13 protein-coding genes are annotated in these 16,521 nt (G+C 60.7%); 11 read left to right on the forward strand and 2 right to left on the reverse strand.

Annotated features, from left to right (window positions below; genetic code table 11):
- The first annotated feature begins 6 nt into the window (after positions 1-6).
- From ABH924_RS08320 to ABH924_RS08370, 11 genes are all read left to right on the forward strand, one after another.
- Positions 7-1,842, forward strand: a complete 1,836-nt coding sequence (locus tag ABH924_RS08320; protein WP_404498002.1) for a CocE/NonD family hydrolase — start codon at positions 7-9, stop codon at positions 1,840-1,842.
- Positions 1,835-2,644, forward strand: coding sequence for a cyclase family protein (locus ABH924_RS08325; RefSeq protein WP_404498003.1), 810 nt, complete (start codon positions 1,835-1,837; stop codon positions 2,642-2,644). The genes ABH924_RS08320 and ABH924_RS08325 overlap by 8 nt, the downstream gene beginning before the upstream one ends.
- Positions 2,641-3,606 carry a fumarylacetoacetate hydrolase family protein gene (locus ABH924_RS08330; protein WP_404498004.1) on the forward strand — a complete coding sequence of 322 codons (966 nt, stop codon included), beginning with the start codon at positions 2,641-2,643 and terminating at the stop codon, positions 3,604-3,606. Before ABH924_RS08325 ends, ABH924_RS08330 begins: the two co-directional genes overlap by 4 nt.
- Before the next feature lie 31 nt (positions 3,607-3,637).
- Positions 3,638-4,063 (forward strand): carboxymuconolactone decarboxylase family protein, encoded by a 426-nt coding sequence (locus ABH924_RS08335; protein WP_404498005.1) that lies wholly within the window; start codon positions 3,638-3,640, stop codon positions 4,061-4,063.
- A 244-nt stretch (positions 4,064-4,307) separates the two neighbouring features.
- Positions 4,308-4,499: a hypothetical protein gene (locus tag ABH924_RS08340; protein ID WP_404498006.1), complete on the forward strand. Its 192-nt coding sequence runs from the start codon at positions 4,308-4,310 to the stop codon at positions 4,497-4,499.
- A gap of 121 nt (positions 4,500-4,620) precedes the next feature.
- The gene (locus tag ABH924_RS08345) at positions 4,621-5,931 is read left to right on the forward strand and encodes a 3-hydroxyacyl-CoA dehydrogenase family protein (RefSeq protein WP_404498007.1); all 1,311 of its coding nucleotides are present in this window, start codon (positions 4,621-4,623) and stop codon (positions 5,929-5,931) included.
- 32 nt (positions 5,932-5,963) lie between these two features.
- Positions 5,964-7,145, forward strand: a complete 1,182-nt coding sequence (locus ABH924_RS08350) for an acyl-CoA dehydrogenase family protein (RefSeq protein WP_404498008.1) — start codon at positions 5,964-5,966, stop codon at positions 7,143-7,145.
- Between the two features lie 9 nt (positions 7,146-7,154).
- Positions 7,155-8,795: an AMP-binding protein gene (locus ABH924_RS08355; protein ID WP_404498009.1), complete on the forward strand. Its 1,641-nt coding sequence runs from the start codon at positions 7,155-7,157 to the stop codon at positions 8,793-8,795.
- Between the two features lie 736 nt (positions 8,796-9,531).
- Positions 9,532-10,809, forward strand: a complete 1,278-nt coding sequence (locus ABH924_RS08360; RefSeq protein ID WP_404498010.1) for a hypothetical protein — start codon at positions 9,532-9,534, stop codon at positions 10,807-10,809.
- Positions 10,806-13,250: a ThiF family adenylyltransferase gene (locus ABH924_RS08365; protein ID WP_404498011.1), complete on the forward strand. Its 2,445-nt coding sequence runs from the start codon at positions 10,806-10,808 to the stop codon at positions 13,248-13,250. Before ABH924_RS08360 ends, ABH924_RS08365 begins: the two co-directional genes overlap by 4 nt.
- On the forward strand, positions 13,250-14,323 hold the full coding sequence (locus ABH924_RS08370; RefSeq protein ID WP_404498012.1) for a patatin-like phospholipase family protein: 1,074 nt from the start codon (positions 13,250-13,252) through the stop codon (positions 14,321-14,323). Before ABH924_RS08365 ends, ABH924_RS08370 begins: the two co-directional genes overlap by 1 nt.
- Before the next feature lie 243 nt (positions 14,324-14,566).
- Here the strand turns inward: ABH924_RS08370 and ABH924_RS08375 are convergent, their stop codons facing one another.
- Positions 14,567-15,226, reverse strand: a complete 660-nt coding sequence (locus ABH924_RS08375; RefSeq protein ID WP_404498013.1) for a hypothetical protein — start codon at positions 15,224-15,226, stop codon at positions 14,567-14,569.
- 153 nt (positions 15,227-15,379) lie between these two features.
- A complete protein-coding gene (locus tag ABH924_RS08380; RefSeq protein WP_404498014.1) occupies positions 15,380-16,498 on the reverse strand; it encodes a hypothetical protein in 1,119 nt (372 codons plus the stop codon).
- Positions 16,499-16,521: the final 23 nt, after the last annotated feature.

Raw genomic sequence — 16,521 nt, forward strand, 5'->3', positions numbered from 1 at the left:
GTAGTGGTGAGTTCACGAGGCTTGGCCGTGGAGGGCAATGATGCCCAGATCACGCCCCGCAGCGAGGCGGTAGGCGGCATGAGGATTGATTGGGACTTACCGGTACCCATGCCCGACGGCGCGGTGTTGCGGGCCGATGTTTTCCGTCCAGACGACGAGGGCGCGTATCCCGTACTGATGACCTTGGGCCCGTACGGCAAGGGCCTGGCCTTCCAGGAGGGTTTCACCGGGATGTGGCAACGTCTCGCATCGGCCTATCCCGACGCCGTGGCCGGCACCAGCAACGCCTATCAGGTGTGGGAAACGGTTGACCCGGAAAAGTGGGTTCCAGACGGCTACATCTGTATTCGTGTTGACTCCCGCGGTGCCGGTCGTTCCGCCGGACAGCTGGACATGCTCAGCCAGCAAGAGGCCCGCGATTACTACGAGGCCATCGAGTGGGCCGGCACCCAAACATGGTCGAACGGTCGTGTGGGCCTGCTCGGGATCTCCTACTACGCGGCCAACCAGTGGCTGGTCGCCGCACTGCAGCCCCCCCACCTCACGGCAATCTGTCCGTGGGAGGGGTTTACAGACTTCTACCGGGACTTCAACCACCACGGTGGCATTTTGTCCCGGTTCGGGCAGGCCTGGCAGGACCAGCAGATCTTCACCGTCCAGCACGGGGTGGGCGAGCGTGGGCGGCACAACCCGAACACCGGCGAACTCGTCGCCGGACCGCCCACCCTTACCGAGGACGAACTCGCCGCCAACCGGGTCGAGACGATCGGGGAAGCGAAACGACGGAAGCTGATCGACGGGTTCAGCCAGGCACGGACGCCGGACCTGACCCGCGTCCAGGTGCCGGTGTTGTCGGCGGCGAACTGGGCACACCACCTGCACACCCGCGGCAATTTCGAGGGCTACAGCCGGGTCGCCTCGCCGCAAAAATGGCTGGAAGTGCACGGCAACGAGCACTTCGCAGAGTTCTACACCGACTACGGCGTAGCTCTCCAAAAGCGGTTCTTCGGCTACTTCCTCAAAGACGAAGACACCGGCTGGGACCAGCAACCTCCGGTTCGGCTGAACGTGCGGCACGTCGACGGGTCCTTCGAAGGCCGCGACGAGGCCGAGTGGCCGCTGGCCCGCACGAACTGGACCCGCTTCCACCTGGACGCCCAGTCCGGATCATTGAGCACAACCGAGCCGTCCGCCGAGCACACCGTGGTCTTCCCAGCGCTTGGTCCGGGAGCCGATTTCTGGACGGAACCGCTGACGGAGCAACTCGAGATTACCGGGCCGGCATCGGCGCGGGTGCGTCTGGCGTCCTCCACCACTGACGCTGACATCTTCGTCACCTTGCGTGTCCAGGACCCCGACGGACACGAGGTCTCGCTGGTGTCCGCGATCGACGAACACGGCGTGCTGGCCGTGGGATGGCTTCGTGCCTCCCACCGCGAACTCGACCAGGAACGCACCCTGCCCCACCAGCCGTGGCATCGCCATACCCGCACGCTTCCGCTCAACCCTGGGCGGCCGGTCGACGTTGACGTCGAGATTTGGCCCACTTCCTTGGTGATCCCGCCCGGCTACCGGCTGGGCGTCACTCTGTCGGGCCGTGATTTCCAAATGCCGGGAGACGGTCCGTGGCCGGTTGCCTACGGCATCGAACAGCGCGGCAACGGCGTCTTCGTGCACGATGACCCGGACGATCGCCCAACCGGAATCTTCGACGGCGTAACCACCCTGCACACCGGACCGGGCTCAGGAACTTCACTGCTGCTGCCGGTCATACCAGCTACGCCCACGGACAAGACTTCGACTTTCGCCGATCGCCAGAAAGAACCTGACCACCATGCTTAAGCTCGTGGACCTCTCCGTCAGCCTCCGCGCGAATATTGCATCGGATCCGCCCGGGCTCACCCCCCAAATCACCTATTTCAACCACCAAGAAACAGCCAAGGACCTGGTTTCCTACTTTCCCGGGATGACAGCAGCCGACCTGCCCGGCCAGGAAGGGTGGGCAATCGAGAAGATCACTGCCACGACACACTCTGGAACTCACCTCGACGCGCCGTACCACTATGCGTCCACCATGGACTGTGGAGCACGAGCCATCACCATCGACGAGGTCCCTCTTGAATGGTGCTTCGGTCGTGGGGTGAAGCTGGATTTCCGTGGATTCGATGACGGTTACGTTGCAACAGCAGCCGACGTCGAATCCGAACTCCGCCGGATCGGTCACGACCTGGCCCCGGGCGACATCGTCATCGTCAACACGTCTGCCGGCACCCGCTACGGCATGGACGACTACCTCTCCAAAGGCTGCGGGATGGGCCGCGAAGCCACACTCTTCCTCACCAGCCGCGGGGTCCGTGTGACCGGAACAGACGCATGGAGTTGGGACGCACCGTTCATCCACACAGCAAAAAAATACGCCGAAACCGGGGACACTTCGCTGATCTGGGAAGGACACAAAGCCGGCATGGAGATCGGCTACTGCCACATCGAGAAACTGCACAATCTCGAAGAACTCCCGGCCACCGGGTTCCAGATTTCCTGCTTCCCGGTGAAGATTCACGGTGCGTCAGCCGGCTGGACCCGTGCCGTTGCCATCCTCGACGAAAAACCCGGCGAGACAAACATTGACGGAGGCCACTCATGAAGTTCTTCCGTGTTCTCGCAAACGGCGTCCCACGCCTTGGAGAAGCCAACGATGACCTGGATTCGGGCCGGCTCTATCCGTCGGGTCTGGACGCGTTCGATGTCATTTCACAACCCTCGGCCGTGGCCGACGGGGATCATGTGGACTTACGTGCTGCTGAGCTTCTGCCACCGATTGATGTCATCACCATCCGTGACTTCATCACCTTCGAGCAGCACACCGTCGGGGCGCTGCGGTCCGTTGCAGGAGACAAGGGTGTGCCGGAAGCATGGTACGACGCACCCGCCTTCTACTTCACCAACCCACACGCCGCGATGGGACATAACGCGACTGTGCCCGTTGCGCCGGGATCACAACAATTCGACTTCGAACTGGAAGTGGCAGCTGTCATAGGCAAGGACGGTTACAACCTCTCCCCGGCGGAAGCAGAAGAACACATTGCCGGATACATGATCTTGAATGACTGGTCTGCCCGTGATCTTCAGCGCCAGGAAATGACAGTTGGACTGGGTCCGGCCAAAGGCAAGGACACCGCCACATCGCTGGGACCACTGTTTGTCACGAAGGACGAATTCGACGACGTCACTGACGGCGGTTTCCTGAAACTGCACATGAGCGTCTCCATCAACGGGAAAGAGCTTGCCACGGATTCCCTCGCGAACATGGCGTGGAGCTTTCCCGAGCTCATCTCCTACGCCAGCCGGGGTACCTGGGTCCGCCGCGGCGACATTCTCGGCTCGGGTACATGCGGCGGCGGTTGCCTGGCCGAGATGTGGGGATGGGCAGGAACCACGACCCCGGCACCCCTGCACCGGGACGACGTCATCAGCCTGACCGTGGAACGACTGGGAACACTCACCAACTTCATTGGAGAAGCTGCCCCCGTCCACGAGATTCCAAAAGCAAGACGCCGGCCATTTACTCCGCCGGTGCCCTGGGCCCCTGCGCAGACAGCGGAGTGATGAGCCAGTGCGCTTCCGGAAAGAGATACAAATGGTTGACCAAGAAGAGATTCGTAATGCAAGATCCCGGAACAGTGACACCTCGGCCGGGATGGAGCAAGGTCTCCGCGTACGCCGGCAAGTCATGGGGGTTTCCTTCGTGGACAAGGCCCTCGGCAAAGCAGTTGACACACCATCGTGGCCATTGCAGGAACACGTTACTGAGCACATTTGGGGAGCAGTGTGGACCCGGGATGGGCTTGACCGGCGAAGCCGAAGCATCGCGACACTGAGCATCCTCGTGAGCTTGCGCGCACACGAGGAACTGGGGGGCCACGTCAGGGCAGCGCTGACGAACGGACTCTCACAAGAAGAGGTCGTCGAGCTCATCATCCACGCCGGCGCATACTGCGGGGCACCGGCGGCGTTATCGGCCATGCGCGTCGTCGAGGCATCCCTCAACAGCGTATCGGACTAACCCGGTCCGGATCTGGAACCCGCGCCGGCCACGCTTCATGCAGACGGCCCCAAATCCCCGCAGTACCAGGGGCGTTCATTCACAGCACCAAAATTGAAACGTCGCATCAAGGGGTTCACGGGGCTGCAGACAGGAACATCAGGACAGAACAATGAGCGATCCAGTCATTATGCTCGTGCAGCACCGTGGGGAGTTGGAACCTGGTGACAGGGTACTAATTCGCCATCCATCGGGCCTTCAATTCATGGAGACAGTTGATGACCTCACCGAATCGGGTGACGTGATCTGGACCATCGGCCACTACCTCCACGAACGAAAAATGGTGCTTTCAACGGATCCGATAGAGGTATGGATCTACCCGAAAGGGATCCGGGGGACTGCGCCCACAAATGAAGACCAGCCCCGGGTTGACATGACACCGGAAACGTCCGCATAGGAGGGCCGATGTATGAAGCCCGGTAGGGGTGAAGGCGTGGCCGCTCGTCGCCCAGAACTCTTTCGTCGAGTGGGCAACCAAATCCCGAGTGGCAGTACCTTATGCGTAGAAAGGTCCTTATATGGATTTTGACAATGTCGTTGAAACTCAGCTATCGGCAGCCCAGCGAAGGGACGTGCTCAATGCCCGCCACGTAATGCCTGCTGCCTATGCCGAGCAGCTGCTGAGGGAGGAATCCGGGATCTTCGCGAACACCTCTTTCGAGCCCCAGACCATTCGTTGCGTGGGCGTGATCGGTGCGGGGCTAATGGCCGGCCAGCTCGCTATACTCTTTGCTCGTCGACTTCGTGTCCCGGTCCTCATTACTGACGTTTCCCAGGCAAGAATTGACCACTGCCTTGCGTGGATAGCCACCCATCTGGACAAACTGCAGGGCCGGGGCCATCTTAACGAAGCAACTGCCGCGGAGCTTCGTGCACTTTTTCGAGGGACGCTGGACCGAAAGGACTTCGGGTCCTGCGACGTGGTGATTGAAGCGGTCATCGAGGATCTGGGCGTCAAGCGGACGGTACTGTCCGAGATCGAGAAATTTGTCAGCACTGAAGCCTTGCTGTTAACGAACACGTCGTCCCTGTCTCTCGCTTCGATGGGCGAACAGTTAGCTCACAGGGAAAGATTGGTCGGGATGCATTTTTTCAATCCCGTAGCTGTGCTGCCGCTGGTCGAAGTTATTAGGACCGCAGAAAACGATGCTCCCACCCTGGCCAGGGTGGGCGATCTAGCCCGGCTACTTGGCAAGACCCCGGTTTTGGTCGAGGACACTCCTGGCTTCGTCGTCAACCGCATACTAACCAGGCTCTTCAGTGAGCTGCTGCGGCTCATCGACGCGGGGTTTGATATCAAGACGGTCGACCACGCGTTGGATCCGCTCGACCTGCCGATGACCCCTCTGACGCTATTGGGGTTTATCGGTCCAGCTGTCCAACGGCACATCTGCGAGAGCATGCACGCCGCCTACCCTGGGCGTTTTGGAGTCAGTCCAGGCCTGGTTGCTGCAGCTGAGGCAGGCCTTTCCGGCTTCCTGGATGCGTCAGGAGTACTGCTGCCGGAGGCAAAAGCGTTGCTGCAACCCTCAAATGTCGACAGCGCCTCAATGACCGCCGATGCTGCAGGCATCGGGGCCCTGGTCCTCGAAGCATTGGCCGAAGAAGTGGGATTGATCCTGGCCGAAAAAGTAGTGGCAAGTCCGAAGGAAATTGACCTTTGCATGATCCTGGGGGCCAATTTCCCGAAACGCCACGGCGGCCTCACGCCCCTGCTCGATCTAAGCGGGGCGTCGCGGAAGGTGTGGGGAAAGAATCTTCATGAGAGCCCTGGTTTCGCAGAAGAGGCGGCGTCCAGCGTCGGTTCCACACAGGCCGTGTCAACGTAACTCCGTACTACATGTCTAAAGGATGCATATCGATGCTTGAATATGACGTCACCGAAGCGCTGAACACCGACTACTACTCCGTTTTCGCGGATATCCCCGAAACGGATCGCGCTGCATGGTGCCGCGCACGGACTTTTGTTGAGGATTCCCTCCCTGAAATGAACGACTGCTGGGAACGGGCCGAGTTCCCGGCCCATCTTGTGAAAGGCATGGGGGAGATGAACCTGCTGTCCGACGGAGTCAGCGTCGAGGGGCACCAGCAGCTGTCAGCCCTGGCGGCCGGTCTGGTCAATATGGAAGTCTCGCGAGGTGACGGCTCCCTGGGCACGATCATCGCCGTGCAAGGTGGATTGGCATTGCGATCCATCGCCTTCTTCGGATCTGAAGAGCAGCATCGTGCATGGTTGGGTCCTATGGTCCGCGGCGAAAAGCTAGGTGCGTTTGCCCTGACCGAACCGGAACATGGATCCGACTCCGTTGCTTTGGAAACGACCGCCAGACTGGACGGAAGCGAATATGTTCTCAACGGAGAGAAGAAGTGGATCGGCAACGGGTGCGGGGGAGACATCACCGTTGTCTGGGCCCGGGACGAGGCCGGGAACGTCCGCGGGTTCCTTGTAGAACAGGGCCGGCCAGGGTATGAGGCCGCACCGATCACGGGAAAGGCGTCGTTGCGCGCCATGAACCAAGCCTTGATACGCCTGAACAATGTCAGGGTGCCAATCACAAACGTGCTCCCCGGAACTCGGACATTCAAGGACGTGACGAAAGTCCTGGTCGCCACCCGCCTCGGAGTGGCCTGGTCCGCGCTTGGACATGCCACCGCAGTATACGAAGCAGCACTGAATTACGTGGCGCATCGAACTCAGTTCGGCAAACCCTTGGCCAAATTTCAACTGATCCAGGACCGGCTCGCCTACATGCTCTCCGAACTCACCAGCATGCAGTTGCACTGCGTTCACCTTGCCGCCCTTGATACCGCAGGAAGGATGACTCCAACTCAGGCAGCAATGGCCAAATACCACAACACCCGCAAGGCACGAGAGCTCGCCTCAATCGCCCGCGACATGCTAGGCGGCAACGGCATTCTGCTGGCAAACCACGTGATCCGGCACCTACTGGACATCGAGTCCATCCATACCGATGAAGGCACCCAAAGTATCCAGGCTCTACTCATCGGGCGCGATGTCACCGGACAAAGCGCCTTCGCTTAAGGACTGACCATGACGACAGATTTTGCCAATGACATTCCCCTGACCCCCCTGCGGTTCCTCCAGCGCTCAGCCGAGGTGTTCGGCGATAAAACGGCGATTGTTCATGGAACGCGAACGTACACCTATGGTCAGTTCGCCGCCGAAGCACAGAAGCTAGCCAAGGTCATCAAAGGCCGGATCAGACCCGGCGACCGGGTCGCGTTCCTATGCCCCAACGTCCCCGAACTGCTGATCGCGCACTTTGCTATCCCCCTGGCCGGCGGCGTCCTCGTGGCTCTGAACTCACGCCTGACGGCACGTGAACTTCAATACATCCTCGAGCATTCCGAATCCAAGCTCCTCTTTGTTGACACCGAACTACTTTGTACTGCAGCAGGCCTCGACCTGGAACCGACCCATCTTCTGGACATCGTGGAGGTGCCCGACAGCACCAGCACCATCGCCGGTTTCGACACCAGCCGGACCCCGGCCACCGTGCAGTACGAGCACTTCCTGGGTGACCGAGTAACCAGCGAGGCAGACCTCCCGTGGGACATTCAGGATGAGCGAACGCCTATCGCGCTCAACTACACCTCTGGCACCACGGGCAAGCCGAAAGGTGTCCTGTACTCGCATCGAGGCGCATATCTGAACTCCATCGGGGAAACCATCCACAACCAGTTCAACGCTGACACCCGCTACCTCTGGACACTCCCGATGTTCCACTGCAACGGCTGGTGCACCACCTGGGCCGTCACAGCCGTCGCCGGCGTCCATGTCTGCCTGCGCGCGGTGCGCCCCGAGAGCGTCTGGAGCGCCATTGATACTCAAGGCATCACCCATATGTGCGGTGCCCCAACGATCTGCAGCGTTATTGCCGACGCGCCCCAGGCGCACACCGTCTCGGCCCCCTTACGAATCACGACCGCGGGCTCTCCGCCCTCACCGTCGATAATCACAGCACTGGACTCCCTCGGAATCGGCGTCACCCACGTCTATGGACTTACCGAGGTGTACGGCCCGTACACGATATGTGAATACCAAGACCAATGGGACGGGCTGACCGCAGAGGAGAAGGCAGTGAAGATCTCCAGACAGGGCGTCGGAATGCTGCAGGCAGAAACGGCGCGCATCGTCGATTCGGCCATGAACGATGTACCGGCCGATGGAGCCACCCTCGGGGAAATCGTGCTTCGCGGCAACAACGTTATGATCGGCTACTTCAAAGACCCGGAGGCAACAGCCGAAGCTTTCCGTGGAGGCTGGTTTCACACCGGCGACCTCGGAGTCATGCACCCTGACGGCTACATACAGCTCAAGGACCGCGCCAAAGACATCATCATTTCCGGCGGTGAAAATATCTCGACCATCGAGGTTGAACAGGCCATCATCAGCCATCCAGACGTGACCGACGTGGCAGTGATAGGCGTTCCACACGATAAGTGGGGGGAACGGCCCGTTGCCTTCGTGGTCCGCAGCAGTACCAGCACCCTGACCGCCGAAGCCGTGCGCACCCATGCGAAAGCCCGGATCGCCGGATTCAAGGTCCCTGACAAGATCCTTTTCACCGACGAACTCCCTCATACCTCAACCGGCAAGACAATTAAAGCGCAATTGCGTGCTCTGGACATCAGCAAAAGCACAGAAGAGTTGCGGACGGAAACCAGTTAGGAGCCACACCGGTGGGCGAGAGTGGTGAACTGTATTGATCGCAGCAAGTGCCGGACTGCGGCTGTTTTCCGACTACCTGTGTCATGCGGTACCTGGTGTCTCGACCGTTGACGTGATCCGATTTGCGGCTGCGGTAACTGAGACCCACAACTATGTGCTTAGCGAGATGATGCTTGATTTCCCCCAGGGCTCGATCAAAATACCTCAAGGGCGAGCTGCTAACAGTCCGCCGCCGCTTTGGGTTGTTCTCCGAGGCGGAATTCGAAGACAAACCCGCCCCGGACGATCTGGTCTTGGCGGTTTTTCCCCGCTCCACACCAACTGCAGAGATAGCGTGACGAATCCAGGCGTCTCCCCTCTCTTTTCCATTGCGGGGTCGGGACTCGAGAGTTAGTGAACATGTGGTGATCGCACTTGGATGGCCTGTTTGTGCTGATTTTGTAGGGATCTTTTGGCCTCATAAACGTGCACATCACGTCTATGATTCACATTCCTCCGGGTCCCAGCCCTTAACCATGTATGCGTGAGGGCCCTGGCTGACGTGCCGTCAAACTGCATGCGGCGTCTATCGCGCCGGACACGCGATCTGCTCAAGCCGGTGTGAATGGGCCTGTACCGTCCGCCGGTTCGTGGATGGATTGTCGGTGGCTGCGGATAGTATCTCTCTTGTCCACGCTTCGAATCGAAGTATCGAATAGGAGACCTCATAACCACGGAGCTGCCCGAGCGCGGAGCGGTGTTTTGGCCGGTTGGTACTGGTGACAGCACCACGCTGGTGATCGACGAAGACGTCGTCATGCAGATCGATCTGCATGACATGGCGAAGGCTGACCAGGATGACACGCCAGAGGTGCCTGTCGTCGACGAACTCGCGGCGTCACTGCCGATGGTCGATGGTAATCCCTATCTTTCGGTTTTTGCCCTTACCCATGCAGACAAGGATCATTGTCTTGGGTTCGCGGACCTCCTCACCAAAGTCACCATCGGTGAGCTGTGGGCGACTCCACGGCTCTGGCGCGAGTACACCGACAACCCTGACGGTGACGGGCTGTGCGACGACGCGCGCGCCTTCCAGGAAGAGGCGGAACGCCGCGTCGAGGCGACGAGGAAGGCCGGCGGGGATCCCGGAAGCGGCAACCGCATCGTGGTTATCGGCTATGACGGCGAGTCCGAGCACGCGTACAATGATCTCCCCTCGGCGTACCTGTCCGGCCCCGGGCATTCGATCTGTGTGCTCGACGGGCACGACTGCACCGGTCGGTTTGAAGCGTTCATCCACGCTCCGTTTGCGGCCGACGCGGCTGCGGCGCGCAACGAGACGTCGCTGGCAATGCAGGTCACTTTGACCGACGAGTCCGGACATGCCGGAAAGCTGCTTCTCTTCGGTGACCTTGCACACGACACCATCGTCAAGATCTTCTCTTTCAGCGAGCAGCACGAACGCCCTCAGTACTTGGAGTGGGATGTGCTGCTTGCCCCGCACCACTGTTCCAAGTACGTCATGTACCTGCGTTCCATTGAAGGCGACGACGTGTATCAGGGCGATGTCATGGACTTCTTCCAGAAGCACCAGCGGCCGAACGCTGTCGTGATCAGCAGCAGTGCGGTGCTTCCGGAAACGGATGAGCCGGGCAACAATCCGCCACACCGGAAGGCGGCCAACCGCTACAAGGAGCTCGTCGACGAGCTGATCAACACCATGTCGTGGCTGGACGTGAACGAACCATCCCCGGTCGTCTTCGGCGTCACCGCTGACGGTGCGGCGATCGTGAGGGACGAACTCGTGGAAGTGTCCGCCAACGCTGTGCTCGCGGCTGGCCTGACCAAGTCGGCTACGCGCCGTCTCGGTCGAATTGCTGCTGCTGCCACACTCGTCGCCAGGTCCGCTGCAGCGGCCCGCGGGACGGCAGCCCCTTCAGACCAGCGCACCGGTCCGGAACGCGTGCAGCAGGGTATCGCCGCTGACCGTGGCGGTGAAAGTGCTCCGCGGACCGCGGTCGGCTTCGGCGGGTGAACAGGCAAGCCGAGGAACAGCTTCGCGCCCTCCAAGCAAGCAGTGGCGGCGCTATCGAGCTGCTGACCATCACTGAACGCGAGGGGTGGACGAACTTCCGTGTGTCCTTGGATACCAGCGGGATACGAAGCCAGCCCAATGGGATAGCGGTCCGCGACCGCGAACAGTTCGTGATCTCGGTGAGAGACACATACCCCTTCATTGTTCCGTGGGTCAACGTACGGCATCGCCGATGGGCGGGCACAGCCCACGTGCAGTGGGGCTACCATCTATGCATCTATGCGGCGCCGTCTGTCGAATGGGATCCCTCCGACGGTATGCGCGGGTTCATCACTCGGCTCATGCAGTGGCTGCAGCGCGCTGCTGAAGGCACCCTCGACCCGGATGGCCAGCCGCTTCACCCACCGGCCGTCTACCAGTCAAAGAAGGCGGGCACCCTTGTCGTGCACCCCGACCTCGGTGATCGAGTGCCGTGGCGAAATGGGGGTAGGGACAGCTCCGAGTTCGCGTTTGCCTGGTGCGTGCGCGAAGGTGACCGCGTCGACGTCGTCGAATGGCAGGACCACAGTGCCGTTATCGACCGGGTCTTAGGGGACGCTTACATCAACGTCGACTCGGGCGGCCGGCCTTACTTCGTGGCACCGGTGCTGATGTTCAATGGGCAGATCGGGTTCGAATACCCTTCTGCTGCCTCCGCACTGATCACGGGTTTGGTTGAGCAGGGGGCGTCCGAGGAGGAGCTGTTGCGCTGGATTGCCCGAGCCGGCCAGATCAACGGCTATCTTCGGTACCTCGCGGCAGCGGACGAGGACGACCCCCGCTTCGCGAGTATCGTCCTGCTGGCTGCGCCGAGCAGGCGTTTGGAAGGTACCAAGCTCCTTGCTCACATCTCCGGATGGAAGCTCGATGAAACCGGTTCTCAACTCGCACGACTTCTCGCTGAGACCGTCAATGGTGTGCTCACCGATGTCACTGACGAGGTCATGGATCTGGCGCGGCAGTGGCTTACGTTCGCGAAGACAGCATGGATGCGCGTTCTAGAGGACCGCGCCGAAGTGACACACCGTCGTGACGAGAACACGCCCGCTCGGTTCCTCGCAGGCAAGCGTGTGCTCATCCTCGGCTGCGGTGCTCTCGGCGCTCCGATCGCCGAATCCGTTGTCCGGGCTGGGGCAGCCTCACTGAAAGTCGTCGACAATGGACTGGTCACCCCGGGCCTTCTCGTCCGGCAGCCCTACTCGGACGCCGACATAGGGGTGCCGAAGGCTGAGGCACTCTCGGCGCGCCTCAGCCGAATCCGCCGCGGCCTAAGTGTCGAGTTCGCCATCGCTAACGCGATCGACGAAATAGCTGACTCCTCCTCTGTCCTCCGTTACGACCTCATCATCGACGCGACCGCCGATGCCGGTGTCCGCTCTGCGATCGAGCGAGCTCGCGGGGGCGATGCCATGGGGGAGTGGCCGGACCTCCTGACGGTACTGATTGGACACCAGGCAAAACGCGGAGTCGTCGCTGTGTCTCCGAGAGGAGCAACCGCCGGAGGGGCTGACGTCCTCCGCCGGGCCGCCGTTCGAGCTCAAAGCGAAGGGCTCCGGGAGTGGCGTGACGTCCTCGATGATCTCTTCCCGGCGGAGCCGCGCACCGACCTGTTCTTCCCGGAGCCGGGTTGTTCCTCGCCAACATTTGTCGGCTCGTTTCACGAGGTGACCGCGCTGGCGACCATGATGCTTGACGCGGCGCTTGCCGCGCTTGCCGCGACGCCGGCGCAACTGGCCGCCGCAGCCGTCAGGCTGCCGTCGACTATATCGCCGGCAGTGAGCGTCCTGCGATGGGAGCCAGACTGGGCCATAAAGGACCAGTCCGGCACATACCAGATTCGAGTCTCTGCAGCAGCCGTGGCGGAGATGCGTTCCGAAGCCCGGCGAGGTGCCCGACTGCGTAACAGGAACGTCGAGACAGGCGGAATGCTTCTCGGCCAAATCGACGAGGCCACCCGCATCGTATCCATCGACGCCGCAGTAGGCCCACCGCCAGACAGCCGCCTTTCCTCCCTCTACTTCGAGCACGGGACCGCTGATACCCAGGAAACTGTCGACTACTTCAGAAATCTGTCCGGCGGCGCAACCGGATTCATCGGCATATGGCACACCCATCCACACGGGAAAGCGCGCCCGAGCAAGACCGACGAGAACGGCATGGCAGAGATCCTCACCTTCACCGGCGGCGCAAGGGCAATCATGCTCATCCTTGGCGGAGAAAACGGCGAGTGGACAGCGTTCGTCGATTCGGACGCACAACCGGCCCTGTACGCCGAAATCGTGGACCAGGGCATGCCTGGGACGACCGGGAGCAACGCTCTCGGGGTGCCCGTTGGGATCGAGTTTTACCCAGGCGGGTTCGGCTATGTGCCTGACTCGCAAAGGAGGAACAAGACGCAGTGATGACCCGGCAACCGCGAATTGGCCTTGCCCTCTCCGGTGGAGGTTTCCGAGCCACTGCGTTCGGCCTCGGCGCGATGCGTGCCCTGCACGACCGCGACCTGCTCCGCCACGTCCGAGTCGTCTCTGGGATCAGCGGGGGCAGTCTGCTCACCGCCATGTGGGCATACGGACCGGAGCAATTCGCCGATTTCGACCACACCGTGACGAAGATCCTCCGCCAAGGACTTCAGCGGGAACTGCTGAAACGGACGGTCTCGCTCAGTCACGCAGCCCGTACAATCCGGAGCGCAGCAAGCTGGAGGAGCATCGCCACCGGGAGAAGCTTCAGCCGGACGGAATCCCTCGTCCAAGCGGTCATGCATCGAGACTTTGGTCAGCGACTGATGAATGAAGTCACCCACCCGAACCTCGACGCGATCATTTCCGCCACAGACCTGGCCACGGCGAACGCGGTCCGGTTCGGCAGCCGTGTTTCTTCCAGCTCACCGTACGGTCGGATCACCGACGCCGTTCCGGTCGCCGACGCGGTCGCAGCATCAGCCGCCTTCCCTGCACTCCTTCCGGCACTAGTACGCAACTACACGTTCGAGGCATTCGACACCGGCATCAGGACGGTTCAGCGCCTTTCGATGACCGACGGGGGCGTCTACGACAACCTCGGAATCACACCACTGCTTCCTGGGCGGTCGTCGAAACACACAGCCCATGTATACGACCTCGACTATGTGATCGCAGTTGACTCCGGTCGCGGACGAGAGACGGCCAAGCCCGCGCAGTACCTGATGAACCGATTGAAGCAGACACTGACGATCTCGCACGGGCGTGTCCAAGACTCCGGACGGTCTCTCCTGAACGTCGCCGCCGGAAATGGACTCGACGGTTTTGTCCACGTGTACCTCGGGATGCGCGACCATTTAGTGCGCCCGCTCGCCGACCTGGTGCCGCGAGACGTCGCCCGTCGCTGCCCGACAGACTTTGCGGCCATGTCAGATGCGATGTTCGACGCAGTCACGATTCGAGGCGAGCAACTGACGAGACTGGTGATCGCCCGGCACGCTCCGAACTTGCGCTGAATCGGAGAGGGCACACCCGTAAGGAGGACTGGGTATTTCACACAGAACTTGTCAGCATCAATCCATGAGGAAGGCGCAGAAGCCCGGAGACCCGATCGTCTGGCGTGGCGGCTTGGAGTGGACACCGTCGCGGAGGCCCTGGCTCGCCTCCAGCGTCCCTGCCACCCGTGTTCCCGACAGTCGGAATCAACCGGCCCGGCACTGACCGGTGGTGGGTGCTGATTCAGGAACTGTCCGTTTTCATCAACGGTCAATCAATTCGATCTCTCGAACGACTTCCTGTACATCTGCGGACGGGAGCCTATCCATAAAAAAGATTCTTCTTCCGATACCGTTCAAGGAAGCACCCACGATCACGCCTCGATCCCGGTCGGCAATCCAGAATCGATCGTGGAAGTTATTGCTCCTAATAACGTTCAGCGATACGTCAGGCATAAGTCGGGCCAGTTCTTGCTCGGTCAGATCTTTGACCTCATGATCCATGCTTCCGTTCACCACGCAGGTAACGGTACCGTCTTCTACAAGCACAGAGGCCATGAGTTGCGCGAGCCACTGTGCGTACGCTGGATTCCCGGCAAAAAGGTATGGATCTGTAATGATGAGTTCACGCGCTGGGGCAAGCTTGGCGAGGCGTTCTTCTACGAAATCTCGCGCAGTTGGTAGCGACGATTTAGGGGAGATGTCCTCCTGCAGCGAGACGATTCCAAGAAAGGCATTTGCCCCCTCAGAACGAAGCCTTTCCTTCACCTCGGACAAGGAGTATTCCTTGTCGGATTCCGTCATGGTGTATCCGAGACCTTTGGCGTGTTCATCGATCTTGAGCAGGTGACCGTAAGTGAGATTGGGTCCGATCACAAGTGGGCCCATATTGATAGGAATGTCGTCCAAGGAATCCGTAGTCATGCTCGGAACACTAGCAACCTGGGAGCGACGGGTCCTGCTCATTGCAAGAATTCACTTCTGCTGCTCAGTTAAGACGCTGCGACTGATAACCCCGGCTGTGTGACCAGTCCTGCCGTCTCGCCCTCGGCGAGGCGTTCCCGGCTGGAGCGCTGATCATTCCAGAGGAGCAGGGCGTAGTGCCCCAAGAAACATGTCTCCATCGGAGGTGGGCGAAAGCATCCACTCCGTTAGAAGGTCGACGAATCGGGTCAGGTGGTTTACGACACGGGCGGCAACTGTGTCGGCGCCCTGCCTTGTGTAGGCGTACACGGCATCGTCGATTGTGCTCCCTAAACCGAGGCTCCCCGCGATGTCCTGAAGCCCGAGATGAACCAGCCCGTTCCGGAGCTTAGCCTGTCCCAGAACCCACACCGACTCGGGGTCGTCCAGAAATGCTTTCATGCTGGCGGGCAGAAAGGCGTGAAGATCACCACTTCGCATGATGTCAAGGGCTGTGAGTGACTGGAATAGGGCAATGAACCGATGCTTGCGAGTGGCGGCTTCGCACCATTCGCAAAGTGATCGGGACACGCTCAGCACCGCGGATGAAGAGGTGCTATGGATAGTTAGGAGTGCTGCTGCAAGAGAGGGTTGGAGCTCGCCCCCAAATAGGCGCGGCAAGGCGACTGAGCTCTTCCCGTCGAACCACTCAAAGGATAGGACGGGTCCGTGCGGGTGCAAGTCAATGCCGGAGTTGTTCAGAAGGGCACCAGCGACGTTGCCGACCCCGGTGCTCAAGCGCCCGATGGCAGGACCGACGGTTGCGAGGTCACCTACCTGCTCCGCTCCCAGCCCCGTTAGATAGTGTGCACTGACAAGGTTCGTGTACGGACTACCGTCAAGGATGACAACCGAAAGGTCGTCGCGAAGAAAATCGAAGAAGCGGCCTAGCCGGTTCCTCGGGAAGAACGCGCCGTGGTTGGCCTGGAGAAGCTCGTCGAAATGGGTGACGACACCGTGGAGGTTTCTCTTGTTGTCAGCAAAGAACTTGCCGCTCATTCGGGCAGCCTTCGCAGTACCAGCGTCCCAGTTTGCCTCCAGGTGCCAGCCCAGGGTTTTCCGGAAATGGAGCTGGGCCTCATAGGCAGCCATGGTTCCATACTGGAGAAGGGCCATCTCTGCGGCAGCCGCGGAAAACGGAAGGCCGGTCAACGAGGTAGCTATGTAGTGCATGTCTGCCCGCGCGATGTTGAGGGCGATGACCGCGATCGGGTCAAGTTCCGTTGCAGTCATGGTCCGTAGCCCTTCCCATGGTC

Origin of the sequence: Arthrobacter sp. GAS37, assembly GCF_044908325.1 — a bacterium.
In the GTDB taxonomy this organism is placed as follows: Bacteria; Actinomycetota; Actinomycetes; order Actinomycetales; family Micrococcaceae; genus Arthrobacter; species Arthrobacter ramosus.